General features: G+C 65.1%; 20 protein-coding genes. 10 read left to right on the top strand and 10 right to left on the bottom strand.

Features of this window, described 5'->3' with window-relative positions:
• Positions 1-63 precede the first annotated feature (63 nt).
• Positions 64-1,164: a glycoside hydrolase family 43 protein gene (locus tag A0U87_RS09070; RefSeq protein ID WP_234415745.1), complete on the top strand. Its 1,101-nt coding sequence runs from the start codon at positions 64-66 to the stop codon at positions 1,162-1,164.
• A gap of 57 nt (positions 1,165-1,221) precedes the next feature.
• On the opposite strand, the gene pyrF is transcribed toward A0U87_RS09070, so the two are convergent.
• The 7 genes from pyrF to A0U87_RS09035 all read right to left on the bottom strand — a co-directional run bounded on the left by pyrF (position 1,222) and on the right by A0U87_RS09035 (position 7,376).
• Complete coding sequence (pyrF, locus tag A0U87_RS09065; protein WP_010337957.1) at positions 1,222-1,896, bottom strand: orotidine-5'-phosphate decarboxylase; 675 nt, start codon at positions 1,894-1,896, stop codon at positions 1,222-1,224.
• Complete coding sequence (locus tag A0U87_RS09060) at positions 1,893-2,231, bottom strand: LapA family protein (protein ID WP_048937369.1); 339 nt, start codon at positions 2,229-2,231, stop codon at positions 1,893-1,895. Before A0U87_RS09060 ends, pyrF begins: the two co-directional genes overlap by 4 nt.
• 68 nt (positions 2,232-2,299) lie before the next feature.
• Entirely contained in the window at positions 2,300-3,100 is an 801-nt protein-coding gene (locus A0U87_RS09055) for an aldose 1-epimerase (protein WP_240626848.1), read from the bottom strand.
• A gap of 53 nt (positions 3,101-3,153) precedes the next feature.
• Complete coding sequence (locus A0U87_RS09050; RefSeq protein ID WP_017501562.1) at positions 3,154-4,566, bottom strand: sugar porter family MFS transporter; 1,413 nt, start codon at positions 4,564-4,566, stop codon at positions 3,154-3,156.
• 29 nt (positions 4,567-4,595) lie between these two features.
• Positions 4,596-5,471, bottom strand: a complete 876-nt coding sequence (locus A0U87_RS09045; protein WP_048937367.1) for an SMP-30/gluconolactonase/LRE family protein — start codon at positions 5,469-5,471, stop codon at positions 4,596-4,598.
• A 1-nt stretch (position 5,472) separates the two neighbouring features.
• The gene (locus A0U87_RS09040; protein WP_048937366.1) at positions 5,473-6,231 is read right to left on the bottom strand and encodes an SDR family oxidoreductase; all 759 of its coding nucleotides are present in this window, start codon (positions 6,229-6,231) and stop codon (positions 5,473-5,475) included.
• Positions 6,228-7,376 carry a fumarylacetoacetate hydrolase family protein gene (locus tag A0U87_RS09035; protein WP_010337963.1) on the bottom strand — a complete coding sequence of 383 codons (1,149 nt, stop codon included), beginning with the start codon at positions 7,374-7,376 and terminating at the stop codon, positions 6,228-6,230. Before A0U87_RS09035 ends, A0U87_RS09040 begins: the two co-directional genes overlap by 4 nt.
• Positions 7,377-7,599: 223 nt before the next feature.
• Here A0U87_RS09035 and A0U87_RS09030 point away from each other — a divergent pair, with 223 nt between their 5' ends.
• A complete protein-coding gene (locus tag A0U87_RS09030) occupies positions 7,600-7,785 on the top strand; it encodes a hypothetical protein (protein ID WP_004211421.1) in 186 nt (61 codons plus the stop codon).
• A 137-nt stretch (positions 7,786-7,922) separates the two neighbouring features.
• On the opposite strand, the gene A0U87_RS09025 is transcribed toward A0U87_RS09030, so the two are convergent.
• Positions 7,923-8,336, bottom strand: coding sequence for an EF-hand domain-containing protein (locus tag A0U87_RS09025; protein ID WP_026109251.1), 414 nt, complete (start codon positions 8,334-8,336; stop codon positions 7,923-7,925).
• 287 nt (positions 8,337-8,623) lie between these two features.
• Here A0U87_RS09025 and purB point away from each other — a divergent pair, with 287 nt between their 5' ends.
• Positions 8,624-9,940, top strand: a complete 1,317-nt coding sequence (purB, locus tag A0U87_RS09020) for an adenylosuccinate lyase (protein WP_048937364.1) — start codon at positions 8,624-8,626, stop codon at positions 9,938-9,940.
• A gap of 623 nt (positions 9,941-10,563) precedes the next feature.
• Positions 10,564-10,887, top strand: a complete 324-nt coding sequence (locus A0U87_RS09010) for a hypothetical protein (protein ID WP_137405452.1) — start codon at positions 10,564-10,566, stop codon at positions 10,885-10,887.
• Positions 10,888-11,108: 221 nt separating this feature from the next.
• On the opposite strand, the gene A0U87_RS09005 is transcribed toward A0U87_RS09010, so the two are convergent.
• Together A0U87_RS09005 and A0U87_RS09000 are read right to left on the bottom strand one after the other, a co-directional pair.
• A complete protein-coding gene (locus A0U87_RS09005; RefSeq protein ID WP_048937363.1) occupies positions 11,109-12,182 on the bottom strand; it encodes a LacI family DNA-binding transcriptional regulator in 1,074 nt (357 codons plus the stop codon).
• Between the two features lie 74 nt (positions 12,183-12,256).
• Positions 12,257-14,401 (bottom strand): alpha-glucuronidase family glycosyl hydrolase, encoded by a 2,145-nt coding sequence (locus tag A0U87_RS09000; RefSeq protein ID WP_048937362.1) that lies wholly within the window; start codon positions 14,399-14,401, stop codon positions 12,257-12,259.
• A 201-nt stretch (positions 14,402-14,602) separates the two neighbouring features.
• Between A0U87_RS09000 and A0U87_RS08995 the strand changes: the two genes are divergently transcribed.
• The 6 genes from A0U87_RS08995 (at position 14,603) to galB (ending at position 26,178) form a co-directional block, all read left to right on the top strand.
• The gene (locus A0U87_RS08995; protein WP_234415756.1) at positions 14,603-16,927 is read left to right on the top strand and encodes a glycoside hydrolase family 3 N-terminal domain-containing protein; all 2,325 of its coding nucleotides are present in this window, start codon (positions 14,603-14,605) and stop codon (positions 16,925-16,927) included.
• 3 nt (positions 16,928-16,930) lie between these two features.
• Positions 16,931-19,309: a glycoside hydrolase family 3 N-terminal domain-containing protein gene (locus A0U87_RS08990; RefSeq protein WP_048937360.1), complete on the top strand. Its 2,379-nt coding sequence runs from the start codon at positions 16,931-16,933 to the stop codon at positions 19,307-19,309.
• A gap of 86 nt (positions 19,310-19,395) precedes the next feature.
• Positions 19,396-20,607, top strand: a complete 1,212-nt coding sequence (gene manD / locus A0U87_RS08985; protein ID WP_004211435.1) for a D-mannonate dehydratase ManD — start codon at positions 19,396-19,398, stop codon at positions 20,605-20,607.
• Between the two features lie 138 nt (positions 20,608-20,745).
• Entirely contained in the window at positions 20,746-22,020 is a 1,275-nt protein-coding gene (locus A0U87_RS08980; protein ID WP_048937359.1) for an MFS transporter, read from the top strand.
• Between the two features lie 4 nt (positions 22,021-22,024).
• A complete protein-coding gene (locus A0U87_RS08975; protein ID WP_122928194.1) occupies positions 22,025-23,485 on the top strand; it encodes a mannitol dehydrogenase family protein in 1,461 nt (486 codons plus the stop codon).
• A gap of 11 nt (positions 23,486-23,496) precedes the next feature.
• Positions 23,497-26,178 (top strand): beta-galactosidase GalB, encoded by a 2,682-nt coding sequence (galB, locus tag A0U87_RS08970; RefSeq protein WP_048937357.1) that lies wholly within the window; start codon positions 23,497-23,499, stop codon positions 26,176-26,178.
• Positions 26,179-26,187: the final 9 nt, after the last annotated feature.

Genomic DNA, 26,187 nt, shown 5'->3' with positions numbered 1-26,187 from the left:
GTCGATCATCATGCGCTCGCCCGATGGATGAGGGAGAGGGCGTTGATGCGGTGGCAGTCGGGAATGACATATCTGGGGTTTGGCCTGCTGCTGGGCAGCGCCACCATGGCGATCGCGGCCCCCGCCACGCCGCCGCGCCAGCTCGACATCGTCAAAAGCATCGCCAAGGGCAAGCCGGAAGCGAAGGACGAAGCCAGCGCCCGGACGTCCTACCTCCTCGTCTATTTCAAGGACGAGACCCACTCGCTGCATTTCGCGACCTCGGCGGACGGCTACAGCTTCACCGACGTCAATGACGGTGCGCCGGTCCTCAATGGCCGCGATGTCGCCGAACAGAAGGGCATCCGCGATCCCTATATCATGCGCGGCCCGGACAATGCCTTCTACCTCGCCATGACCGACCTGCATATTTTCGCCAGGCGCGAAGGGCTGCGCGATACCGACTGGCAGCGGCCGACCGACAGCTATGGCTGGGGCAATAACCGCTCGATGATCTTCATGAAATCCTATGATCTCACCCATTGGACGCTGGCGTCCGTGACCATCGATCAATTGTTCAAGTCGACCGCCAATGCCGGCACCGCCTGGGCGCCGGAAATGATCTATGATCCCGACAAGTGCAAGATCATGGTCTATTTCAGCACCCGCAACGGCAAGGAGACCGACCATATGGTCTATGCCTATGCGGATGACGCCTTCACCACGCTGACCAGCGAACCGCGCGACCTGTTCACCTATCCCAAGGCCGGCATCGGCACGATCGATGGCGATATCACCAGGGTCGGCGATCGCTACCGCCTCTTCTATGTCGCGCATGACAAGCCTGGCCATCTGCGTCAGGCGACCTCATCGCGCATGGATGGCGGCTATGTCTTCGATCCCGCCAAGATCGACCCGGAAACGGTCGGCACCGAAGCGCCCAATTTGTGGCGGCGCCACGGCACCGACACCTATGTGCTGATGTATGATGTGTTCGGCGCCAAGCCGGTCAACAATATGGGCTTTTCGGAGACGGAGGATTTCGTCCATTTCCGCGACATCGGCCATTTCAACGCGCCGGGATCGCCGATGAAGGCGACCAACTTCACCCAGCCCAAGCACGGCGCCGTCATCCCGATCACCCCGGCAGAAGCGGAGCGGCTGAAAACCTATTTCCAGAAATAGGGGGCAGGGGAGGATCGCACCGGATCGGCTCAGCGCCGCCGGTGCGATCCGCCATCCTTACAGCGTCGCTTCGATCGCGCGCGCCGCCTGGTCGGGATCTTCGGCCTGGCTGATCGGGCGACCGATCACCAGCATCGACGCGCCCCGGTCCAGCGCCTCGCGCGGGGTCACGGCGCGCTTCTGGTCGCCCATGGCGCCGCCCGCCGGACGCACGCCGGGCACGACGAAATAGCCGTCGGGCCAGATCTTCTTGACCAGTGCGACCTCCTCGCCGGAACAGACGATGCCATCGAGGCCGGCGTCCCGCGCCAGTTCGGCGAGGCGCGTCACCTGTTCCTCGGCCGCGCCATTGACGCCGATGTCGTTAAGGTCGCCATTGTCGAGGCTGGTGAGCACCGTCACCGCCACCACCTTGGTCTTGGTGCCGGCCGCCGCCTTCGCATCCTCCAGCATCGCCCGGCCGCCGGCCGCATGGACCGTCAGCACCGCCGGCTCCAGCCCGTGCAGCGCCTGCACCGCCTTGGCCACCGTATTGGGAATGTCGTGCAGCTTGAGGTCGAGGAAGATCGGCAGGCCGAACTTCATCATCTCATGCACGCCATGATGGCCATTGGCGCAGAAGAACTCCAGCCCCAGCTTCAGCCCGCCGACATGGTTGCGGACCTGCCCGGCCAGATGCTGGGCCTTGGCAAGGTCGGGCGTGTCGATGGCGACATAGATCGGGCTGCTCATGCTTGTCCTGTAGGGGTAAGGGGCGACGGCGTGGCGTCGGGCAAGATCGGGGTTGTCACCGTCACAGGCGTGGCCGGCGCGGCGGAAGCGGTTGCGGCGACCAGCGCACGCTCGGTGCTCTCCAGGCGGCGCTTCATGCGCCAGCGCGTCGCGCGGGCCATGATCCAGAAGGGCATGGCGCCCAGCAGGAATGCGCCGATCAGAAGCACCGGCAATTTGGTTTCCATCACCATGTCGCCCCACAGGCGCACGGTCACGGGGACATAGTTCGCCATGCAGAAGAAGGCGAGGGCGACGGCGATGACGACCCAGAAGGCAGTCCGCAGAAATTGCATCGGCGATCCTCTCGCTGCTGATAGGGCGGTCAGCCTAGGCGATTTTGGCGAAGGGCGAAAGCGCCTGTTCAGATTTCGCGGATGGCGACCATCATCGACAGGCTTTGCGTGGCGCCTGGCGCCAGCATCGCCATGCCCACGGGCCGGTTGATCGCGTCCGGCATATGGCTGACCGGCTCCAGGCAGAAGAAGTCACCGGCGGGCGGGCGGAAGACATGCAGCCAGTCCGCACCCTGCGCCGTCAAGGTCAGGCGGATGCCGTCGCCGCGATCGACCAGCGCCACATGGTCCCAGCCGCCATGGACATTGTCGATCAGGCTGTCGCCGGTCACGCGCGCGCCCTGCGACCAGTCGCCCAGCGCATCGGCCGACACTTCCCGTTCGGGCAGCATGTCGGGGGAGGAGAGCCAGAGCGTGTCGGCGTGGAAGCGCAGCATCGTGTCGCCGTCCAGCGCGAAATAGGGATGGAAGCCAAGGCCGCAGGGCATCGCGCTGTCGCCCAGATTCTGCACCAGCAGCGTGACATCCAGCGCATCCTCGCCCAGCCGCACATGCTGCTGTGCGCGCCAGGCCCAGGGCCAGCCCGCATCGCCGTCATGCGTCTGTTCCAGCCTGACGTTATGGCCCGACTGTTCCAGCACATGCCACGGCCGCTGCCAGCCAAAACCATGGATGCTGTGGGGATGGTCGCCGAAATTGAGCGGCAACTGATAGCTTTGCCCGTCCACGCTATAGCGCCCATGGGCGATGCGGTTGGCATAGGGCACCAGCGGGAAGCTGGCCATGTCCAGCGGATCATGGCTGTCCTGCGGCGCGCGGCGCAGCAGGGCCACGCCGTCGCGATCGAAGGACAGGATCGACCCGCCAATGTCAGGGGCGAGCGCGCAACTGAGCGCGCCCGCCTTCAGGGTGACGATCTTGCTCAGCCGACCATGTCCTCAAGCTCGCGGCCCTTGGTCTCATGGACCATAGCGCGCACGAAGAAGAAGGAAATGGCGGCAAACAGGGCATAGCCGGTATAGGTCACGACCAGGCCCGGCGACACGGCGAGCGAGGGGAAGCTGACCGAGATCGCCGCATTGGCGATCCACTGGGCAAAGCCGGCGACGGCCAGGCCCGAACCACGGATCTGGTTCGGGAACATCTCGCCCAGCATCACCCACATGATCGGACCCCAGCTCAGGTTGAAGAAGATCACATAGAGGTTCGCCGCGATCAGCGCCATCAGGCCATTATGGCCCGGCAGCACCACGCCGCCATCCGCGCCGGTGACGGCGGTGGAGAAGGCATAGGCGACGATCGCCAGCGTCACCGCCATGCCGGCGGAGCCGATCAGCAGCAGCGGCTTGCGGCCGATCTTGTCGACCAGCATGATCGTGCCCAGGCACGCGCCGATCGACAGCACGCCCGACAGGATGTTGATCTGCAGCGCATTATCCTCGGAAAAGCCGACGGCTTCCCACAGGGTGGCGCCATAATAGAAGACGACGTTGATGCCGACCAGCTGCTGGAACACGGCCAGGCCAATGCCGGCCCACACGATCGGGCGCACCTTGCCGCTGGCCTTGTCGATCAGGTCACTGAGCTTGGGGCGGTGATGATCGGCGGCCAGGCTGGCGCGGATCTCGGTAACCTTGCGATTGGCTTCCTCGGCACCGAACAGCTTGGTCAGGACCGCGCGGGCGCGTTCGTCCTGGCCGCGCGCGACCAGATAGCGGGGGCTTTCCGGGATCACCAGCAGCGCCAGGAAATAGATGGCGGCCGGGATCGCCTGCAGCCAGAACATCCAGCGCCAGGCCGGGAAGTCGAGCCACAAGGGCGCGGTCGAACCGCCGGCATAGCGGGCCAGCACGAAATTGGCGACGAACGCGCCAGTGAGGCCGGAAATGATCATCACCTGCTGCACGCTCGATAGCCGGCCGCGGATCGATGCGGGGGTGACTTCGGAGATATAGACCGGCGAGATGACGCTCGCCGCGCCCACGCCCAGGCCGCCGATGATGCGGGCGATGATGAAGATGGCGGAGGAACCGGCGGCACCGGCCAGCAGCGCGCTCACCAGGAACAGGATCGCCGCCAACATCATCACGCCGCGACGGCCGATGATGTCGGCCATGCGGCCTGCGCCGAACGCGCCGATCGACGACCCGACCAGGATCGCGCCGACATTGACGCCGATGCCCAGCTTGCCCAGGTCGAAGGCGGCTTCCAGCCCCTTCTGGGTGCCGTTGATGACGCCCGAATCATAACCGAACATGAAACCGCCGATCGTGGCGACGGCCACGATCGCTGCGATGAAGGCCATATTGACCTTCCCGGCGCTCCCCTCACTCATCTGCTTGTCCTTCCAGCTCTCTATTTCTTCTATATCGTGGCGACATGGCCCGGCAGCCCCGCGACGCCGGCGTCGAAGGCGAACAGATCGCCTGCCAGGGGCTGTTCTGTCAACGCTGTCACATCCAGTCCCTTGCGCGCCGTCGTGGCATAGGTCGTCATCAGCTCCGGGCCGCCAAAGGCGATCTTGGTGATGTTGGCGACGGGGAAGCGGATTTCCCGCATCAGCCGCCCGGCCGGATCATAGCGGCGCACCGCCCATCCGCCGAACAGCCCGGTCCACAGACAGCCTTCGGCATCGACCGTGGGGCCATCGGGATAGCCCGCGCCATCCTCGATCCGGGTGAACAGGGTGGCGGCGCCGGCGACGCCATCGGCATCGACCGGGCATTGCCAGATGGCGCGACCCAGCGTGTCGGTATGATAGAGGATGCGCCCGTCGGGCGAGAGGGCAGGGCCGTTGGTGATCGACACGGCGGCCAGCCCGCTCTCGACCAGGTCGCCGCGATGCAGCCGATAGAAACGGCCGCTTTCCTCTTCCTCCGCATCGTCCATCGACCCGAACCACAGGGCCCCGCCGGGTGCCACCGTGGCGTCGTTCAGCCGGTTGCCCGGCCGATGCGCCTCGGGCGCGTGGAGCAGGGTGAAGGCGCCGCTCTTCGGATCGAAGCGATGCACGCCCGATTGCAGGCCGACCGCGAACAGCCCGTCGTCGGTCGGCACGATCCAGCCGACCTGGCCCGGCGTGGTCCAGCTCTTGGACACGTCCAGCGCCGGGTCGAAGCGGTGGATCGCATGGCCCTTGATATCGACGAACCACAAGGCCGCCTCGCGTTCGACCCAGATCGGCCCTTCGCCCAGTATCGCCCCGACCGACAGGACGCTGCGCGGTGCGGCGTCGCTCATATCAGCGCCAGCCGGCGTCGATGAAATAGTCATGGCCGGTGCAATAGCGCGCATCGTCCGACGACAGGAACATGGCCAGCGCGGCGACGTCGACCGGCAGGATGCGGCCGTCCAGGCACTGGGCCGCGACGATCTCGGCCTCGCCTTCGGGCGTGTACCATTTTTCCTGGCGCAGCGTCTTCACATTGCCCGGAATGATCGTGTTGACGCGGATATTGTCGCGGCCAAGGTCGCGGGCCAGGCTGCGCGTCAGCCCCTCGATCGCCGCCTTGGCGGTCTGGTAGAGGATGAGGTCGGGCAGGGCGAGGTGCCAGCTGATCGAACCGAAGTTCAGGATCACGCCGCCGCCCGCGCGCTTCATCGCCGGGATCGCCGCCTGCGCCGCGAAGAACTGGTGGCGCAGATTGACCGCCATCCGCTCGTCCCAATAGGCCTGGGTCACATCCTCGATCGTGTGGCGATCGTCATTGGCGGCGTTGTTGATCAATATGTCGATCCCGCCCAGTTCCGCCTCGACCCGCGCCATCATCGCCTGCAGCGCGTCGATGTCGCGCAGGTCGCAGGCGTGGAAGATCGGGGTGAAGGCGCAGCCGCTCAGCCGTGCGGCCAGCGCCTCGCTCTCGGGGATGGCGATGTCGCAGAAGGCGACATGCGCGCCCTGCATCGCATAGGCTTCGACCAGCCCTTCGCCGATGCCGCTGCCGCCGCCGCTGATGAAGACCCGCTTGCCCTTCAGGCTCGGGTAGATGGCGCGGCTCATGCAGTTTCTTTCTGGTCGACGGCCGAGAGCAGACCGCGCCCGGCAAGATTGGTCATCAGCGCGGTCAGGCCAAAGGTCCAGGGTGCGGCGTCCTTCGACGTCACCACCGGATTGATCAGCTTGCCCAGGCGCGGGGTGGAGATGGCAACGATGTCACCGACCTTGTGGGTAAAGCCGCGACCTTCCTCATCACGGTCCTGCACCGGCGCGAACAACGTGCCCAGGAAAAGGGCGAAGCCATCAGGATATTGATGTTCGGACAGGGTCTGGCGCACCAGTTCCAGCGGATCGCGGCTGATCTGGTCCATCCGGCTCGTGCCTTCGAGCATATAGCCTTCCGGCCCCTCGATGGTCAGGCCGACTTCGGCATTGCGCACATCGTCGATGGTGAAGTCGCCGTCGAACAGGCGGACGAGCGGGCCGAGCGAGCAGGACGCATTATTGTCCTTCGCCTTGCCCAGCAGCAGGGCGGAACGGCCCTCGAAATCGCGCAGGTTGACGTCATTGCCCAGCGTCGCACCCACGGCCTGGCCATCGGCATTGACCAGCAGCACGACCTCGGGTTCGGGATTGTTCCAGGTGGAATCGGACCGGATGCCGATTTCCGCCATCGGGCCGACCGTCGCCAGCACCGGTGCCTTGGTGAAGACTTCCGCATCCGGGCCGATCGCGACCTCCAGATATTGCGACCACAGGCCGTCCTCGATCAGCGCGGCCTTGAGCGCAGCGGCTTCCTCGGTGCCCGGCACCACGGCGCGGATCGATCCGCCCACCCGCTCTTCCAGGCGGCCACGGATTTCGGCGGCAGCGCCGGCATCGCCGCGCGCCCGTTCCTCGATCACGCGCTCCAGCGCCGACAGGGCAAAGGTTACGCCACAGGCCTTGACGCATTGCAGGTCGACCGGGCTCAGCAGGGCCGCCTCGATCGCGTCCAGATCGCCGATCTTCTCGCCATCGGTGGCGGCGACGAAGGGCAGCTTCTCGACCAGCTGGGCGCTGGTCGGCGCGATCGCGCTCATGTCGTACACGATGCCCTGCGACACCAGGATCGGGCTCGGGCCCGCGTTCGTCTGGATGCGGCCCAGGAAAAGCCCGGTCCGCCAGTCATGCGGCAGACAGTCAAGCAAGGCGGTATCCCCCGGCATCATCTTCTCCTATGCACCTGGTTGTTGATTGATAGCGCTACCAACATGGAAGGGCGGTGCAAGTCAAGACCCTCTGGTGAAAATCGCTCGCAGCGTCGGGGCGTCGGGGCTTTGCTGGCCGCGGGTCAGGCGTCATGGCGTGCGCGTGGCACGGCGAATTTCCGGCCTTGCCGCTACGTCAGCCCTTTTCAGTCCCGCCGGGCTGCGGCATAGAAGGGGGACTATGAAGAAGAACCAAGAGAGCGTGCCGGACGCCGGCGCAGAAGCCCTCCAGCCAGAGGATAATGCCCCCGATCTTGCCGATGCGGCGCGCAAGTCTGCCGGAAAGGCCGTGTGGATGGGCACTGCCGTGGGCATCGGTTCGGCCGCGATCGTCGCTGCCCTGCTCTATACCAAGAAGCGTCGCTGAACCGGTCGGGGTCTGTTTCCGGCCCCGCGACCATCCGCGATCAAAAAAAGGAGGCGGCATGTTCTGTGACATGCCGCCCCGGTGCGACCCGCTTGGGGTTCTGTATTTTCCCTGCCTTCGTGACGGGAAGGGAATATTTATGCGCCCGCGCTGCCGCTCAGATAGCTGATCAGTTCGGGCTTGCTGACCGATATGCTCTTGTCGGCATCGGCAGTGGTGAAGGCGCCGCTGGCCCAGGCAGTGACTTCGGCCGGCGGCAGCGTCTTGCCGGTGGCCTTCATCTCCTGATCCTTGAGGGCCACCATCCAGCGCGAAAACTCGCCCTGGTCCAGCTGTCCGTCCTTGTTCGTGTCATAGGCCGGGAATTCCGACTCGACGATCGCGGCGACCGAATTGGCCGGGTTTGCCGGCTGCGCGGCCTGCGGTTCTGCCGGGCTCGCGGGCGCGGCCGGTTGCGCGGCCTGTGCTGCCGGATCGGCCGGCGCAGCCTGCTGCGCCAAAGCGGGCGCTGCGACCAGCATGGCGCTCGTCAGAAGCAAGGTGCGGATCATGGCGACATCCTTTATATCATTGAAACGCGCAGGGCCTGCACTGGGCGCCTGCTTTGGCTTCATGCCTTAATTGCCATGACATAATACATGAAGACTAGGAAAAGTTCCTGAATATCGGTTCATCTACGCATTTGGACTTATGAAATGCTTCGGTTCGACTGTCTTTGCTTGGATAATTGCGGCCGGATGAGGCGCGCGCGGGGCAGGGGAGCCTCCTCAATTGCCCCAAAGGGCGCAGGCTGCTAGGCGGCGCGGCAATATCCACCCTCCAGCCGCAGGATTCGCCCATGGTCCCCCGCTATTCCCGTCCCGCAATGACCGCCCTCTGGGAGCCGGAAGCCCGCTTCAAGATCTGGTTCGAGATCGAGGCGCACGCGACCGAGAAGCTGGGCGAACTGGGCGTCGTCCCGCCGTCGGCCGCCAAGGCGCTGTGGGACTGGTGGGCCACCAACCCCGCGATCGACGTGCCCGCGATCGACGCGATCGAAGCCGTCACCAAGCATGACGTCATCGCCTTCCTGACCTGGGTCGCCGAACAGGTGGGCGACGAAGCCCGCTTCATGCACCAGGGCATGACCAGCTCCGACGTGCTCGACACCTGCCTGGCCGTGCAGCTGACCCGCGCCGCCGACCTGCTGATCGAGGATCTCGACAAGCTGCTCGACGTCATCAAGCGCCGCGCCTTCGAGCATAAGCTGACCCCGACCATCGGCCGCAGCCACGGCATCCATGCCGAACCGGTCACCTTCGGCCTCAAGATGGCCGAAGCCTATGCCGAATTTTCGCGCTGCAAGACCCGCCTGGTCGCGGCGCGCGAGGAAGTCGCCACCTGCGCCATTTCGGGCGCGGTCGGCACCTTCGCCAATATCGATCCGCGCGTCGAGGAACATGTGGCGCAAAAGCTCGGCCTCGCGATCGAGCCGGTCTCGACCCAGGTGATCCCGCGCGATCGCCACGCCATGTTCTTCGCGACGCTCGGCGTCATCGCCTCCTCGATCGAACGCCTCGCCGTCGAGGTCCGCCACCTGCAGCGCACCGAAGTGCTGGAAGCAGAGGAATATTTCTCGCCCGGCCAGAAGGGCTCGTCGGCCATGCCGCACAAGCGCAACCCGGTCCTCACCGAAAACCTCACGGGCCTCGCCCGCATGGTGCGCAGCTATGCGCTGCCCGCCATGGAAAATGTGGCGCTCTGGCATGAGCGCGACATCTCGCACTCCTCGGTCGAGCGCTATATCGGCCCCGATGCCACCATCACCCTCGACTTCGCGCTCGGCCGCCTGACCGGCGTGATCGATAAGCTGCTCGTCTACCCCGAGCGGATGATGAAGAATCTCGACAAGATGGGCGGCCTCGTCCACTCGCAGCGCGTGCTGCTGGCCCTGACCCAGGCCGGCGTCAGCCGCGAAGACAGCTATCGCTACGTCCAGCGCAACGCGATGAAGGTCTGGGAATCCGACGGCCAGCTCTCGCTGCTCGAACTGCTCAAGGCCGACGAAGATGTCGCCAAGGCATTGAGCGCGCAGGAAATCGAGGACAAGTTCAACCTCGACTATCATTTCCGCCAGGTCGACACCATCTTCGCCCGCGTCTTCGGCGAAGCCTGACACCGCGCACGGCCAGCGCCGCGCGACAGTAAAGAAAAGGGCGCCCGACCACCCGGTCCGGCGCCCTTTTGCGTCCTTGCGAGCATGGCGAAGTCATGACGATAACGGGTTTTGACCGCTGACGACCAAGCGGTGCCCTCACCATCGTCGTCATCCCGGAGTTGATCCGGGATCCATTCAACGCTCCCCATCCGTCGTAGCGCAGAATGGATCCTGACTTTCGTCAGGATGACACCTGCTGTCACTGGCAAGAAACGACCAAGAGCGACGGTAAATTCCTACCCTTTCAGGGTAGGATGGTCTGGAAGCGATCAGAAGCGGCCCATCCCATCATCGTCACCCTGAACTTGTTTCAGGGGCCATTCCTCCCAATAGACCAATGGCTTGTTAGGCTTGATGGATGCTGAAACAAGTTCAGCATGACGTAGGTGGGATGGCCGCAACCCACCCTCGATTGCTGTCCACAGAGCCGATCGCTACAAAGCGCTCCCCGCAGCGACCTGTCCGCTTATGGCCGGAAAAGCTGCCCGGCGCGACACGACCAAAAATTGCCTTTTACGTTTCTGTATCGGGCGTCCAAAAGCGGACATCTTGCCGAGCATTGTCTGGCAACCGGCGGAACGATGAGTAAAGCCATGAATGAAAGCGTAATTATCCGCGCAAGCATCCGACTTTTATCGACGATAGAAGGAGGGCGAAGGCATGCGATCAGCGGAAGTTACCGTCCGAACCATAATTTCTTTGAGCCGTTGGACCTCGAAATGGCAAGGGGTTCGATTGATGTGCCAAATGGAAAGGAATTAAGACCGGGCGAGAGTGCTGAGTTTCTAATCGAGTTGTTTATTGGACCTCAGCATCAAGCGGAAATTTATCCCGGCCGAAAGTGGCGCATTCAAGAGGGCGCGACATTGGTAGGATGGGGAACCGTCAAAGAAGTCCTATCATGAGGAAGTTGAAGGGGGGCGATGGCAAAAATTGCCCCTCAACGCTCGAAACCCGCCATTCCGCTTCCCACCCAAACCTGTCCTACACCCAGCCAACCCTGCTACACCGGGCCCAGGCTCTTTCCCATCGTCCGCGCACCATCCATCCTCGCAAGAAGATTTCCAACGCGCGCATGAAAATGTCGCAATGTGCAGGAAATATGCGAAGTTAAGCGCTGCTGATCCTATTTTCGGCCCTTGTGCTTGGGGCGCAATCGCGGCGCCGCGTCGGACTGGCGGCGGACCAGTTCATAGTCCAGCAGCATGTGCGGCGGGCCATCCTCGCTCTGGGTGCGGCGGCCCTTGATGTGGCGGACCAGCAGGTCGACCGCCGCCCGCGACATGGCGCTGATCGGCTGGCGGATGGTGGTCAGTTCCGGCCAGATGGTGGTGGCGAGCGAGGTATCGTCGAAGCCGCAGACGGTGAGGTCGCCCGGCACGTCCAGCCCGTTGCGATGGGCGATCGCCACCGTCGCGGCGGCCATGTCGTCATTGCTGGCGAAGATGGCGGTCGGCGGATTGTCCCGCGCCAATATATGCTCGGCCGCGTCCAGGCCGGATCGGTAGGTGAAGAAGCCCTGTTCCACCAGCGCATCGTCCAGCGCGATGCCGGCTTCGCCCAGCGCGCGGATATAGCCCTGATACCGTTCCTCGCTGGCGCTCAGGTTCGGATGCCCCTTGATGAAGCCGATGCGGTTATGGCCAAGGCCAATCAGGTGCCGGGTCATTTCATAGGCCGCGCCCCGGTCGTCGATGCTGACCGCGGCCAGGCTGGCCGGCGCATGGCCGGTCGCCACCACGACGGCGGGGATGCCCGCCTCGCGCAGGGCATCGATCATCGCTTCATGGTCGCACAGCGGCGGCGGCAGCACGACGCCGTCGATCCGGCCGCGCACCAGATGGTCGACCACCGCCTTGATCGCGGTCTGCTCGTCCCATTTCTCGACGACCAGGTCGATGCCGGCACGGCTCGACTGGTCGAGGCTCCCGACCAGAAATTCCGACAGATAGGATGCCGACGGGTTGGAATAGAGCAGGCCGATCCGCGTCTCGTCGCCGCCCGCCAGGCTGCGCGCGGCGGCGCTGGGGGAGTAGTTGAGCGCGGCGATCGCCGCCTCCACCTTCTCCTTGGTCGCCGCCCGCACCACCTGTTCACCGTTGATCACCCGCGACACCGTCATCGGCGAAACGCCGGCATGTTTCGCCACATCGTTGATGGTGGGCGCGTTGCGCTGGCGGCGGGAACTTCTGGCTTCCATCAGTTTTTCGGGGCCTTCGACATGGGGCTAAACCTCTCTGCTAGCGGGATCATTGCGCAAGCTTAAGTAAAATCTCATTTCGGATGCCCCGGCGCATAGGGGAAGCTCAGCGCCTTGTACCAGTCGAGCGGATGGGCGGGCGCCGCGCTGCCGGCGGGCAGGGGGCGGCCGGACACCGACTGGAAATAGGCGATGCAGGCGTCGCGCCACCATTGCGCTTCGCGATGCTGGATCGCCAGGAAGGTCTCGACCTGCGCGAAACGCTCGGCATCGACCTGGGGCTTGAGCTTGGCCCAGTCCCGCTGCATCGCCGCGACCGTTTCGACGCCCCGGTCATAATGATGGATGAGGCCGTCCCACAGTGTCTCGCCCGATTGCAGGCGATAGTCCCAGGGCAGGTGATGGAACCACAGCAGTTCGCGCTCCGGCGTGGTCTTCGGATTATCCAGCAGCTTCGCCAGCGCCGGCGCATATTGGCCGGTGGCATTGCTGCCCGTCCTGGTCCGGTCAAAGCCGATGCCTTGCCTGTCGGCCTTGTGATAATAGACCGGGTTCCATTCGGGCCGCGCCAGTTCGGACACCCAGGGGGCGGGGCCATAATGATGGCCAGTGCCCATGATATGGGCTAGGCCCAGCGGCGTCATATAGTCGACCGCCGCCTCGCGCGATCCCATCATCATCGCGACGATCGGCGCAACCACCCTGGGATCGGGGGAGAAGGTCTGCGCCGCCCATTCGCGCGCGACAGCTTCGGCGGTCAGGTCCGTATCCCACGCCATGCGGCCGAACGCATACCAGTCTGCCTGGTTGAAGATCGACCCGCTCCAGTCGCGGTCGACGCCGATATTGGCGACCCCGGCGATGCCGGTCAGCTTGTGGCCTTCCAGCGATCCGTCGATCACCTTGGCGACGGTCGATCCCTTGCCCCTGGCCAGCGTATCGCTCTTCAGTGTCTCCTCGAACAGCGTGCCGAGATAGGTAAGGTGGGTCGACTGGCCCAGATATTCCTTGGTGATCTGGAATTCCATCATCAGCGGCGTCTTGGGCATCGCGCCGAACAGCGGGTGGAAGGGTTCGCGCGGCTGGAAGTCGATTGCGCCATTCTTCACCTGGACGATGACATTGTCGGCAAACTGGCCGTCGAGCGGCTTGAAGTCGCTATAGGCCTGCTTGGCGCGATCGTCGGGATTGTCATGGGCATAGACGAAGGCGCGCCACATCACGATGCCGCCATGCGGCTTGACCGCAGCCGCCAGCATGTTGGCGCCGTCGGCATGGGTGCGCTTGTAATCCTGCGGGCCGGGCTGGCCCTCGCTGTTCGCCTTCACCAGGAAACCGCCGAAATCGGGGATCGCCTTGTAGATTTCGTCGGCCTTGGCCTTCCACCAGGCGGCAACCGCCGGATCGAGCGGATCGGCGCTTTTGAGGCCATCCAGTTCCATCGGCGCGGTCCATTTGACCGACAGATAGACCTTGATGCCATAGGGGCGGAACAGGTCGGCCAGCGCCGCCGCCTTGGCGATATAGGCCGCCGTCAGGCTGTCCGACTTGGCGTTCACATTGTTGAGCACCGTGCCGTTGATGCCCAGCGAGGCATTGGCGCGGGCATAGTCGGTATAGCGTGGCCCCTTATAATCGGGCAGGCGCCACCAGTCCCAGATCGACTGGCCGGCATAGCCGCGCTCGACCGTGCCATCCAGATTGTCCCAATGGTTGAGCAGGCGCAGGCCGATGCGCGGCGCGCTGCGCATATCGATCCGGTCGAGCGCTGCGCCGGTGCGGGCAAGGCGCAGCCAGGCATAGGCGCCGTGCAGCACGCCGACATCGGTCGCGCCGGCAATCACCGTCACCGGCTTGCCCGCGACCGTCATGGTGCGAATCGCATAACCATCTGCGCCCAGCCCGTCGGTCGATATGGACGGCTTGTCCTGCTGCGCGGCCGATTGCAGCAGGATCGCACCTTGCTGCACTGTTGCTGTCAGGGGCACGGTGGCGCCGGTCAGCCCGGCAATGCCGCGCTGCAATTCCCGCCGGGCGATCATCAGGGTAGGGCTGGCCCCGCCGACAATGCTGCGCGCGTTGGCCCCAATCTGTTGGGCAGCGGCGGCATCGGCCGGCGCATTGCGCAACCACAGATCATAACCGTCTTCCGCCAGCGCACGGGGCGCGCTGATCAAAAGGGCGCTGGCCATGATCCAGCAAAACAGGCGCGCAAACATTCGGTCCTCTCCCCCTTGGCCCGCAGGCAATTTTTTGGTGCATTGCCAACGGTGGCATTGACAAGCAGCTCTTGGGTTGTGATGGTAACGCTATCAGTTGATCGGCGGCAAGCAAAAAGGAAAGCCGCGACAAAATTGGAGAGGGGCGTCGTGATCCGGTCAGTTCAGTTTTTGTGCGCAGCATCAGCGCTGTCGCTGGTGATGGCGGCGCCGCTCACGCCCGTTACGGCAGCACCAGCGACCGGTCAGTCGGCCCGCCCGCTCTACAAGGATGCGTCCGCCCCGATCGAGGCGCGCGTCGATGATCTGCTGGCGCGCATGACGCTGGATGAAAAGATCGCCCAGATCACCACCGTCTGGACCGACAAGGTGAAGCTGCTGGACGCGCAGGGCGAACTGGACCCCAGCAAGCTCAGCCCGACCTTCCCCAACGGCATTGGCCATTTCACCCGGCCTTCCGACGGGCGCGGCAGTTTCAGCCCGCGCGTCGTGCCCGGCCGCGATCCGCGCCGCACCGTGGCACTGGTCAACGGCTTGCAGAAATGGGCGATGACGCAGACCCGGCTCGGCATCCCGATCCTGTTCCATGAAGAAGGGCTGCACGGCTATGCCGCCGTTGGCGCCACCAGCTTCCCCCAGTCGATCGCCATGGCGTCGAGCTGGGATCCCGCCATGCTGCGCCAGGTCAATCAGGTGATCGCCCGTGAAATCCGCGCGCGCGGCGTGCCGATGGTGCTCTCGCCCGTGGTCGACATCGCCCGCGACCCGCGCTGGGGCCGGATCGAGGAAACCTATGGCGAGGATCCCTATCTGGTCGGCGAAATGGGCGTTGCTGCGGTCGAGGGGCTTCAGGGTGTTGGCCGTTCGCGCACGCTCCAGCCCAATCATGTCTTCGCCACGCTCAAGCATCTGACCGGCCATGGCCAGCCCGAAAGCGGCACCAATATCGGCCCGGCGCCGGTATCGGAACGGGAATTGCGCGAGAATTTCTTCCCGCCCTTCGAACAGGTGGTGAAACGCACCGGCATCGAGGCGGTGATGGCCAGCTATAACGAGATTGACGGCGTGCCCAGCCATGCCAATCGCTGGCTGCTGGAAAATATCCTGCGGGAAGAATGGGGCTTTCGCGGCGCCGTCGTCTCCGATTATTCGGCCGTCGATCAGTTGATGAGCATCCACCATATCGCCGCCAATCTGGAAGAGGCGGCGATGCGCGCGCTCGATGCCGGCGTCGATGCGGACCTGCCCGAGGGCCTGTCCTATGCCACGCTCGGCAAGCTGGTGCGCGAGGGCAAGGTCAGCGAGGCGAAGGTCGATCTCGCCGTGCGCCGCATGCTGGAGTTGAAGTTCCGCGCCGGCCTGTTTGAAAATCCCTATGCCGACGCCAATGCTGCGGCCGCGATCACCAATAATGAAGATGCCCGCGCGCTCGCCCGCACCGCCGCGCAGCGGTCGATCACCCTGCTCAAGAATGACGGCATGCTGCCGCTGAAGCCCGAAGGCACGATCGCGGTGATCGGCCCCAGCGCGGCGGTCGCGCGGCTGGGCGGCTATTATGGCCAGCCGCCGCACAGCGTCTCGATCCTCGAAGGGATCAAGGCGCGGGTCGGCACCAAGGCGAACATCGTCTTCGCTCAGGGCGTGAAGATCACCGAGGATGACGACTGGTGGGCCGACAGCGTCACCAAGTCGGACCCGGCCGAAAATCGCAAGCTGATCGCCCAGGCGGTCGAGGCGGCGCGCAATGTCGACCGCATCATCCTGACGCTCGGCGACACCGAACAGTCGAGCCGCGAGGGCTGGGCCGACAATCATCTGGGCGACCGCCCCAGCCTCGACCTGGTCGGCGAGCAGCAGGAGCTGTTCGATGCATTGAAAGCCCTGGGCAAGCCGATCACCGTCGTCCTCATCAACGGCCGTCCCGCTTCCACGGTCAAGGTCAGCGAACAGGCCAACGCCATCCTCGAAGGCTGGTATCTGGGCGAGCAGGGCGGCAATGCCGTGGCCGACATCCTGTTCGGTGACGTCAATCCGGGCGGCAAGCTTCCCGTTACCGTGCCGCGTTCGGCCGGCCAGTTGCCGCTTTTCTACAATATGAAGCCCTCGGCCCGGCGCGGCTATCTGTTCGACACCATAGACCCGCTCTATCCTTTCGGCTTCGGCCTTAGCTACACCAGCTTCAGCCTGTCGGCGCCGCGCCTGTCCGCCACCAGGATCGGCACCGGCGGCAAGACCAGCGTTTCGGTCGATGTCCGCAACACCGGCGCGCGGGAAGGGGACGAGGTCGTCCAGCTCTATATCCGCGACAAGGTCAGCTCGGTCACCCGCCCGGTCAAGGAGCTGAAGGGCTTCCAGCGCGTGACGCTGAAACCCGGCGAGAGCCGCACCGTGACCTTCACCGTCGGTCCCGAGGCGCTGCAGATGTGGAATGACCAGATGCACCGCGTCGTCGAACCCGGCGATTTCGAGATCATGACCGGCAACAGCTCGGTCGCGCTCCAGTCCACCACCCTGACGGTGCAATAAGCCATGATGACGACCCGTTTCGCCCGTCGCCAGGCGCTCGGCCTGCTCGCCTCCACCTCCGCGCTCGCCGCCGCCCCGCTGGCGGCGAAGGGGAAGGGCGGTCCGCTCTACAAGGACGCAACCGCCCCCATCGACCTGCGCGTGCGTGACCTGCTCGGCCGCATGACGCTGGAGGAAAAGGTCGGCCAGATCATCGCGCTCTGGGCGACCAAGGCCGACATCATGGACGATCTCACCTTCTCGCCGGCCAAGGCGAGCAAGGCCTATCCGGCGAGCTTCGGCCAGATCACCCGGCCGTCCGACCGGCGCGGCGCGCCCAATGGGTCGACCCAGGCCGGCGGCGTCGGTGCGCGCTGGCGCACCCCGGCCGATACTGTCGCCTTCATCAATGCCGTCCAGAAATGGGCGGTGGAGGACACCCGCCTCGGCATCCCTGTCCTCTTCCACGAGGAATCGCTCCACGGCTACATGGCGACCGACGCCACCATGTTCCCGATGGCGATCGGCCTTGCCGGCAGCTTCGACCGCCAGCTGATGACCGATGTCCAGTCGGTTATCGCGCGGGAAGTGCGCGCGCGCGGCGTCCATCTCGCCCTCTCGCCGGTGGTCGACATCGCCCGCGACCCGCGCTGGGGCCGGATTGAGGAGACTTTTGGCGAAGACCCCTATCTCTGCGGCGAGATGGGCGTTGCAGCCGTGCTGGGCCTGCAGGGGGAGGGCAAGCAGATCGGCCCGGACAAGGTCATGGCCACGCTCAAGCATATGACCGGCCATGGCCAGCCGCAGGCGGGCGAGAATATCGCGCCCGCGCCGATCAGCGAGCGCGAACTGCGCGAGAATTTCTTCCCGCCCTTCCGTCAGGTGGTCAAGCGCACCGGCATCGCCGCCGTCATGCCCAGCTATAACGAGATTGACGGCGTCCCCAGCCATCAGAACAAATGGCTGCTCGGCGACATTTTGCGCGGCGAATGGCATTTCGACGGCGCAGTGGTCAGCGACTATGGCGCCGTCCCCGAACTCGACACCATCCACCATGTCCAGCCCGACCTGGAGGCGACGGCCCGTGCCGCGCTCCGCGCCGGGGTCGATTGCGAGCTGCCCGATGGCCTGGCCTATCGCACGCTCGTGGAGCAGGTCCGCGCCGGAAAAGTGCCCCTTGAGGCCGTCAACCTCGCCTGCACGCGGATGTTGACGCTCAAGTTCCGCGCGGGCCTGTTCGAAAACCCCTGGCCACGCGCCGATTATGATGCGCTCACCGGCAATGCGGAGGCGCGCGCGCTGGCGCTCAAGGCGGCGCACAAGTCGATCGTCTTGCTCAAGAATGACGGCACCTTGCCGCTCAAGCCCGGCGCCCATCGCAAGGTGGCCGTGATCGGCCCCAATGCCGCGATCGCGCGGCTGGGCGGCTATTCCTCGATCCCGCGCCAGGCGGTTTCACTGCTCGATGGCATCAGGGCGAAGCTCGGCAACCGGGCGGACATCGTCCACGCCCAGGGCGTCTTCATCACCCAGAGCGAGGATCGCTCGGTGGACGAAGTGCTGCTGGCCGATCCGGCGAAGAACCGCCAGCTGATCGCCGAAGCGGTCGAGGTCGCGAAGACCGCCGACATCATCCTGCTGGCCATCGGCGACACCGAACAGACCAGCCGCGAAGGCTTTGCCAAAAACCATCTGGGCGATCGCACCAGCCTCGATCTGGTCGGCGAGCAGAATGACCTGTTCGCCGCGATGAAGGCGACCGGAAAGCCGGTGGTGGTGTGCGCCATCAACGGTCGCCCGCCCAGCTATCCCGCCGTGGTCGATGGCGCCAATGCGCTGATCGAATGCTGGTATCCGGGGCAGGAGGGCGGCACGGCCATGGCCGACATATTGTTCGGAGACGTCAATCCGGGGGCCAAGCTGCCCGTCACCGTCGCGCGCGACGCGGGCCAGATCCCGATCTTCTACAACCGCAAGCCATCCTCGCGGCGCGGCTATCTCTTCGCCGATGCCAGCCCGCTTTTCCCGTTCGGCTTCGGCCTCAGCTACACCAAATTCGCCTTCGGTCCGCCGCGCCTGTCGGCCAGCCGCATTGGCGTGGGCGGCGACGTGACGGTGGAGGTCGATGTCCGCAATGTCGGCACTGTCGCGGGCGAAGAGGTGGTGCAGCTCTATGTCCATGACCAGACCGCCTCGGTCACCCGCCCGCTCAAGGAACTGAAGGGCTTTGAGCGGATCGCGCTGGCGCCGGGCGAAAGCCGCACCGTGCGCCTGACCATCGGTCCCGAAGCCTTCGCGCTGTGGAATCTCGACATGCGCGAAGTGGTCGAACCCGGCCTGTTCGACATCATGGTCGGGCCGGACAGCGCCACGCTTCAGACGATTACATTGGAGATCGCCTGACGGTATTGGCCTGACCAATATCGTTGAAGGCAAATTGATTATCGCCTATGGCCATTATTGGTCATACCAGTTTTAGGGGAGCATCCATGCCCAAGATTACCGGCGCCAAGGTCATCGTCACCTGCCCTGGCCGCAATTTCGTCACCCTCAAGATCGAGACCGAAGAGGGCGTCTATGGTCTGGGCGATGCGACCCTCAATGGCCGCGAACTGTCCGTCGCCTCCTATCTGCAGGACCATGTCATTCCCTGCCTGATCGGCCGGGACGCGCACCAGATCGAGGATATCTGGCAATATCTCTACAAGGGCGCCTATTGGCGCCGTGGCCCGGTGACGATGTCGGCCATCGCCGCCGTCGACACCGCGCTCTGGGACATCAAGGGCAAGATTGCCGGCCTGCCGGTCTATCAGCTGCTCGGCGGTGCCAGCCGCGAAAGCGTCATGGTCTATGGCCATGCCAATGGCACGACGATCGAGGATACGGTCAAGGTCGCGCTGGAATATCAGGCGCAGGGCTACAAGGCGATCCGCATCCAGTGCGGCGTCCCTGGCATGGCATCGACCTATGGCGTGTCGAAGGACAAATATTTCTACGAACCCGCCGACGCCGACCTGCCGACCGAAAATGTCTGGAATACCAGCAAATATCTCCGCATCGTCCCCGAACTGTTCAAGGCGGCCCGCGAAGCGCTGGGCTGGGACGTGCATCTGCTGCACGACATCCATCATCGCCTGACCCCGATCGAGGCCGGGCGTCTGGGCAAGGATCTGGAACAATATCGCCCCTTCTGGCTGGAAGATGCGACGCCGGCTGAAAATCAGGATGCGTTCAAGCTGATCCGCCAGCACACCACCACGCCGCTGGCCGTGGGCGAGATTTTCAACTCGATCCATGATTGCCGCGAACTGATCCAGAACCAGCTGATCGACTATATCCGCGCCACCGTGGTCCATGCCGGCGGCATCAGCCACCTGCGCAAGATCGCGAACCTCGCCGATCTCTATCAGGTCCGCACCGGCTGCCACGGCGCGACCGACCTGTCGCCGGTCTGCATGGCCGCTGCGCTCCATTTCGATCTGTCGGTGCCCAATTTCGGGGTGCAGGAATATATGCGCCACACGCCCGAGACCGACGCGGTCTTCCCCCATGCTTACACGTTCGAAAACGGCGCGATGCATCCGGGCGACAAGCCGGGCCTGGGCGTCGACATCGACGAGGAACTGGCCGCCAAATATGAATATAATCGCGCCTTCCTGCCGGTGAACCGGCTCGAAGACGGCACCATGTTCAACTGGTGATCGCTTGACCTGCTTTGGCCACTCCACGCCGTCATCCCCGCGAAAGCGGGGATCCATCTCCTGCCATAGCCCCAATCGCGAGGTCCGGAGGTGGATTCCCGCGTTCGCGGGAATGACGAAACATTGTCGGAGTGGCCAATGACCACCATCCCCAAACCGTCCGGAAAGGTCCGCTGGATCGTCTGCGGCTTGCTCTTTGCGGCGGTGGTGCTGAGCTATATCGACCGGCTCGTCCTGCCGACGCTCAAGCCCGATCTGCAGGCCCGCTATGGCTGGAGCGAGAGCGGCTATGCCGATCTCGCCATCTGGTTCCAGGCCGGCTACGGCATCGCCTATGTCGCCTTCGGCCGGCTCATCGACCGGATCGGCGCGCGGGCCGGCTATGCGCTGGCGGTCGGCCTGTGGACCGTCGGCCATGTCATGCACATCTTCTTCACCTCGACCGCCGGCATGCTGTTTGCCCGCATTCCGCTGGCGATCGGCGAGGCGGGCACCTTCCCGGCGGCGATCGCCGCCACCAATGAATGGTTCCCCAAGAAGGAACGCGCCTTCGCCATCGGCATCTTCAATGCCGGCTCCAATGTCGGTGCGATCCTGACGCCGCTGATCGTCCCGGTCATTGCGGTCACGCTGGGCTGGCGTTGGGCCTTCATCCTCACCGGCCTGCTGACGGTCTTCTGGCTCGCCGCCTGGCTGACCTTCTACCGCCGCCCGCGCGAAAAGAAGGGGCTGAGCGCGCAGGAACTGGCCTGGATCGAGGCGGACCCGCAGGAACCGGCCCGCCCGGTCAAGTGGCGCACCCTGTTCCGCTATCGCCAGGCCTGGGCCTATATGACCTCGCGCTTCCTGATCGATCCGGTCTGGTGGACCTTCCTCTTCTGGCTGCCCGATTTCTTCAACAAGCAATATGGCGTGAAGATGCTGGATTTCGGCCCGCCGCTGATCGCCGTCTATCTGCTCGCCGATGTCGGCTCTGTCGCGGGCGGCTGGCTGTCGTCGCGCCTGATGGGCCGGGGCATGGCCATCAACCGCGCCCGCAAGACGGCGATGTTCTGTGCCGGGCTTTGTGCCCTGCCGATCGCCTTCGCCGCACAGGCGCCCAATATGTGGATCGCGGTCGGCCTGATCGGCCTCGCCTGCGCCGGGCACCAGGGCTTTTCGGCCAATGTCTATGCGCTGCCGGGCGATCTCTTCCCGCGCTGGATGGCGGGGTCGGTGGTCGGCCTTGGCGGGCTGGCCGGCGCGATCGGCGGCATGCTGATGGCCAAGTTCGCCGGCATCATCCTGGAAACCGTCGGCAGCTTCCAGCCGATCTTCATCGTCGCATCCTGTGCCTATCTGCTGGCGCTGCTGGTGCTGCACCTTATCGTCCCGCGCTATGCGCCCGTGACTCTCTCGCAAGAGGCTGCCTGATCCTGTGACCCGTCTATCGTCCGCCACGCTCGCCGGCCTGCCCGCCGATATCGTCCGTCCCGGCTATGATCGCGCGGCGGTCCGTCCCGGCGTCGTCCATCTCGGCATCGGCGCCTTCAACCGCGCGCACCAGGCGGTCATCTTCGATGATGCCCTGACCGCCGGTGACCTGCGCTGGGGCGTGATCGCCGCGTCGCTGCGGTCGCCCGGCGTGCGCGACCAGATGATGCCGCAGGACTGCCTCTACACCATGCTGGTGCGCGATGGTTCGGCCGAGCAGGCGCGCATCATCGGCGTGGTCAGCCAGGTATTGGTCGCCCCGGAAGACCCGGCCGCATTGGTCGCCTCGCTCGCCGCGCCCGATACCCATATCGTTACCCTGACCGTGACCGAGAAGGGCTATAAGCTCGATCCGGCGACCGGCGCCCTGATCGAGGGCGATCCCCAACTCGCCGCCGACCTTGCCTCGCTCGCCGCGCCGCAGACTGCGCCCGGCTTCCTCGTCGCCGCGCTCGCCGCGCGACGGGCCGCGGGCCTGCCGCCCTTCACCGCGATCAGCTGCGACAATCTGCCGCACAACGGCACCCGGTTGCGCAACGCCGTGCTGGCGCTCGCTGCCCGGCACGACCCGGCGCTGGCCGACTGGATCGCGGCGGAAGGGGCCTTTCCCGAAACCATGGTCGACCGCATCGTCCCCGCCACCACCGACGCCGACATCGCCGCGCTCGCCGACCGGCTGGGGGTGGAAGACCAGGCCATGGTCAAGACCGAACCCTTCCTGCAATGGGTGATTGAGGATAAATTCTGCGGCCCGCGCCCGGATTTCGGCGCCGGGGTTCAGGTCACCGCCGCCGTCGCCCCCTGGGAGGAGGCGAAGCTGCGCCTGCTCAACGGCGCGCATAGCGGCATCGCCTATCTCGGCGGCCTTGCCGGCATCGACCATGTCCATGAAGTGCTGGCGCTGTCCGAAGCCCGGCATTTCGTCGAAACCCTGTGGGACGAGGCGCAGACCACCCTGTCGCCCCCGCCCGAGCTGGACGTCGCCGCCTATCGTCGCGAGCTGATGGCGCGTTTCGACAATCCGACCCTGCAGCATCGCACCCGCCAGATCGCGATGGACGGCTCGCAAAAGCTGCCCCAGCGCCTGCTCGCCACCATCGCCGCGCGGCTGTCGGCAGGGCAGGGGATCGATGCCCTGTCGCTCGCCGTCGCCGCCTGGGTCCGCTGGCAGGCCGGCGTCGATGATCGGGGCGAAGCGCATGTCGTCGACGATCCGCTCGCCGCTGCCATCGCGGCCCGCCTTGCCGACGCCCCTTCCACCAAGGCTCGGGTCGACGCGATCCTCGCCTTCGATGCCGTGGTGCCCGCCGACCTTGCCGGCAACGCCGCCTTCCGCGCCGCGCTGATCCGCTGGCTCGCCATTCTCGAAGCCGACGGTGCCCGCGCCGCGCTCGCCCAGCTCTGACGGAGCCCCTGATGAAGACCCTGCGCACCATCCTGCTCGCCTCCTGCCTGCTCAGCCCCGCGACGCTGCTGGCCGCGCCGCGCGACAGCGTCTCGATCAGCCGCGACTGGCGCTTCACCAAGGGCGATCCCGCCGGCCTGACCGAGGATTTGCGCTATGATGTGCGCCCTCGAATAGAGGATGCCGGCGACGGCAAGGTGGCCGACGCCCGTCCCGACGCGGCGGTGCAGGTGGACGATAGCGGCGCCCGCGTGCTCAAGCCCTGGATATTGCCCAGCGCCAATCCTTTCATCGCCGATCCCGCCAGGCATCACACCCGTCCCGCCGGCAATCCGGGCGGCACCGTCTCCTATGTCCAGCCCGGCTTCGACGACAGCGGCTGGACCCATGTCGACCTGCCGCACGACTGGGCGATCGCCGGTCCCTTCATCAAGGATGGCCCCTATGGCGGCATGGGCCGCCTGCCCAGCTGGGGCATTGGCTGGTATCGCAAGGCGCTGACCATCCCCGCCAGTGACAAGGGCAAGTCGATCTTCCTCGATGTCGAAGGGGCGATGTCCTACGCCACCGTCTGGTTGAATGGAAAGCTCGTCGGCGGCTGGCCCTATGGCTATAACAGCTTCCGCCTCGACCTTACCCCCTATGCGGTGCCGGGCGGGCAGAACCAGCTGGTGATCCGGCTCGACAATCCCCAAGCCTCGGCGCGCTGGTATCCGGGCGGCGGCCTCTATCGCGACATCTATCTCACCACCACCAACAAGGTCCATGTCGGCCAGTGGGGCAGTATCGTCCGCACGCCGCAGGTCAGCAAGGCGCAGGCCAGCGTGGACCTGAGCCTCACCCTCGACAATGACGGCGACACCCCGGCGCAGGTCGAGGTTGCGACCGCCCTCTACGCCATCGACGCCAGCGGCAAGCGGCTCGGCCGCCCCGTCGCCAGCATCGCCCGCCAATCGACCAGCATCGCCCCCCATGGCAAGGCGGAGCTGAAGGGCAACACGATCCTCAGCAACCCGCGCCTCTGGGGCCCGCCGCCGACGCAGCAACCCAACCGCTATGTCGCCGTCTCGACCGTGACCCAGGGTGGCAAGCTGATCGACAGCTACGAGACCCGCTTCGGCGTGCGCGACATCAAGTTCGATCCCGACAAGGGCGTGATCGTCAATGGCGAGCAGATCCCGCTGCGCGGCGTCAACAATCATCATGACCTTGGCGCACTCGGCGCCGCCTTCAACGCCCGCGCGGCCGAGCGCCAGCTCGAAATCCTGCGCGACATGGGCACCAACGCCGTGCGCATGAGCCATAATCCGCCCGCGCCCGAACTGCTCGAACTCACCGACCGCATGGGCTTCCTGGTGATGGACGAGGTGTTCGACAGCTGGGAGAAGAAGAAGACCCCGCACGATTTCCATCTGATCTTCCCGGATTGGCATGAGGCCGACGCCCGCGCCATGCTGCGCCGCGACCGCAACCATCCCTCGATCATCATCTGGAGCATCGGCAACGAGGTCGGCGAACAATATGATGGTGAGGCGGGGGCGAAGATCGGCCGCGAACTGGTCGCCATCGCGCATCAGGAAGACCCGACCCGGCCCGCCACCAGCGCGATGAACTATGCCAAGGCGGACATGCTGCTGCCCACCACCGTGGACGTCATCAGCCTCAATTATCAGGGCGCCGGCATTCGCGGCATCGTCGGCCAATATCCCGCCTTCCGCGCGAAATTCCCGGACAAGCTGATCCTGTCCACCGAAAGCGCCTCGGCCCTGTCCAGCCGCGGCGAATATATGTTCCCGGTCGCCGGCGCGATCAGCGGCCCGGTCCGCCCCTGGTCGGGCGGCAATCCCGACACGCATCAGGTGTCCGCCTATGAGATGCACGCCGCCGATTTCGGGTCCTCGCCCGATCGGGTCTGGGCCGCCGATGACCAGAACCCCTATGTTGCGGGCGAGTTCGTCTGGACCGGCTTCGATTATCTGGGCGAACCGACTCCCTATTACACGTCGCGCAGCAGCTATTCCGGCATCCTCGATCTCGCCGGCTTCCCCAAGGACCGCTTCTGGCTCTACCAGGCGCGCTGGCGGCCCGACCTCAAATTCGCGCATATCCTGCCGCACTGGACCTGGCCCGACCGCGTCGGTCAGATCACGCCGGTCCATGTCTTCTCCTCGGCCGACGAGGCGGAGCTGTTCGTGAACGGCAAGTCGCAGGGCAAGGTCAAGAAGCGCGATTATGAATATCGCTTCCGCTGGGACTATGTCGTCTATGAACCGGGCGAGGTGAAGGTCGTCACCTGGAAGAAGGGCCAGCCCTGGGCGACGGAAACGATCCGCACCGTGGGCGACGCAGCGAAATTGTCGCTGACCACCGATCGCAGCGCCATTGCCGATGACGGCCGTGACCTCAGTTTCGTGACGCTCAAGGTCCTCGACAAGGACGGCAATGTCGTCCCGGCCGCCAAGCAGGACATCCGCTTCTCGATCGAGGGACCGGGCGAGATCATTGCCACCGACAATGGCGACCCGACCGATCTGACTGCCTTTCCGTCGAAAGATCGCAAGGCTTTCAATGGCCTGGCGCTAGTGATCGTGAAGGCCAAGCCGGGCGAGAAGGGGCGGGTGACCGTCCGCGCCAGCGCACCGGGCCTGACCGCGGCGCAGGCCGTCATCAGCACAAATGCCACAGTCCGCTGAAAATTAATA

The sequence above is a fragment of the Sphingobium sp. MP9-4 genome, from assembly GCF_005281675.1.
Taxonomy (GTDB): Bacteria; Pseudomonadota; Alphaproteobacteria; order Sphingomonadales; family Sphingomonadaceae; genus Sphingobium; species Sphingobium yanoikuyae.
This window is presented reverse-complemented; position numbering and strand designations above follow the sequence as displayed.

Bases quoted from the DNA above. Each gene is read 5' to 3' on its own strand.
- A0U87_RS09070 (WP_234415745.1), top strand. From the start codon at position 64: ATGACATATCTGGGGTTTGGCCTGCTGCTGGGCAGCGCCACCATGGCG.
- pyrF (WP_010337957.1), bottom strand. From the start codon at position 1,896: ATGAGCAGCCCGATCTATGTCGCCATCGACACGCCCGACCTTGCCAAG.
- A0U87_RS09060 (WP_048937369.1), bottom strand. From the start codon at position 2,231: ATGCAATTTCTGCGGACTGCCTTCTGGGTCGTCATCGCCGTCGCCCTC.
- A0U87_RS09050 (WP_017501562.1), bottom strand. From the start codon at position 4,566: ATGAGTGAGGGGAGCGCCGGGAAGGTCAATATGGCCTTCATCGCAGCG.
- A0U87_RS09045 (WP_048937367.1), bottom strand. From the start codon at position 5,471: ATGAGCGACGCCGCACCGCGCAGCGTCCTGTCGGTCGGGGCGATACTG.
- A0U87_RS09040 (WP_048937366.1), bottom strand. From the start codon at position 6,231: ATGAGCCGCGCCATCTACCCGAGCCTGAAGGGCAAGCGGGTCTTCATC.
- A0U87_RS09035 (WP_010337963.1), bottom strand. From the start codon at position 7,376: ATGCCGGGGGATACCGCCTTGCTTGACTGTCTGCCGCATGACTGGCGG.
- A0U87_RS09030 (WP_004211421.1), top strand. From the start codon at position 7,600: ATGAAGAAGAACCAAGAGAGCGTGCCGGACGCCGGCGCAGAAGCCCTC.
- A0U87_RS09025 (WP_026109251.1), bottom strand. From the start codon at position 8,336: ATGATCCGCACCTTGCTTCTGACGAGCGCCATGCTGGTCGCAGCGCCC.
- purB (WP_048937364.1), top strand. From the start codon at position 8,624: ATGGTCCCCCGCTATTCCCGTCCCGCAATGACCGCCCTCTGGGAGCCG.
- A0U87_RS09010 (WP_137405452.1), top strand. From the start codon at position 10,564: ATGAGTAAAGCCATGAATGAAAGCGTAATTATCCGCGCAAGCATCCGA.
- A0U87_RS09005 (WP_048937363.1), bottom strand. From the start codon at position 12,182: ATGGAAGCCAGAAGTTCCCGCCGCCAGCGCAACGCGCCCACCATCAAC.
- A0U87_RS09000 (WP_048937362.1), bottom strand. From the start codon at position 14,401: ATGTTTGCGCGCCTGTTTTGCTGGATCATGGCCAGCGCCCTTTTGATC.
- A0U87_RS08995 (WP_234415756.1), top strand. From the start codon at position 14,603: ATGGCGGCGCCGCTCACGCCCGTTACGGCAGCACCAGCGACCGGTCAG.
- A0U87_RS08990 (WP_048937360.1), top strand. From the start codon at position 16,931: ATGATGACGACCCGTTTCGCCCGTCGCCAGGCGCTCGGCCTGCTCGCC.
- manD (WP_004211435.1), top strand. From the start codon at position 19,396: ATGCCCAAGATTACCGGCGCCAAGGTCATCGTCACCTGCCCTGGCCGC.
- A0U87_RS08980 (WP_048937359.1), top strand. From the start codon at position 20,746: ATGACCACCATCCCCAAACCGTCCGGAAAGGTCCGCTGGATCGTCTGC.
- galB (WP_048937357.1), top strand. From the start codon at position 23,497: ATGAAGACCCTGCGCACCATCCTGCTCGCCTCCTGCCTGCTCAGCCCC.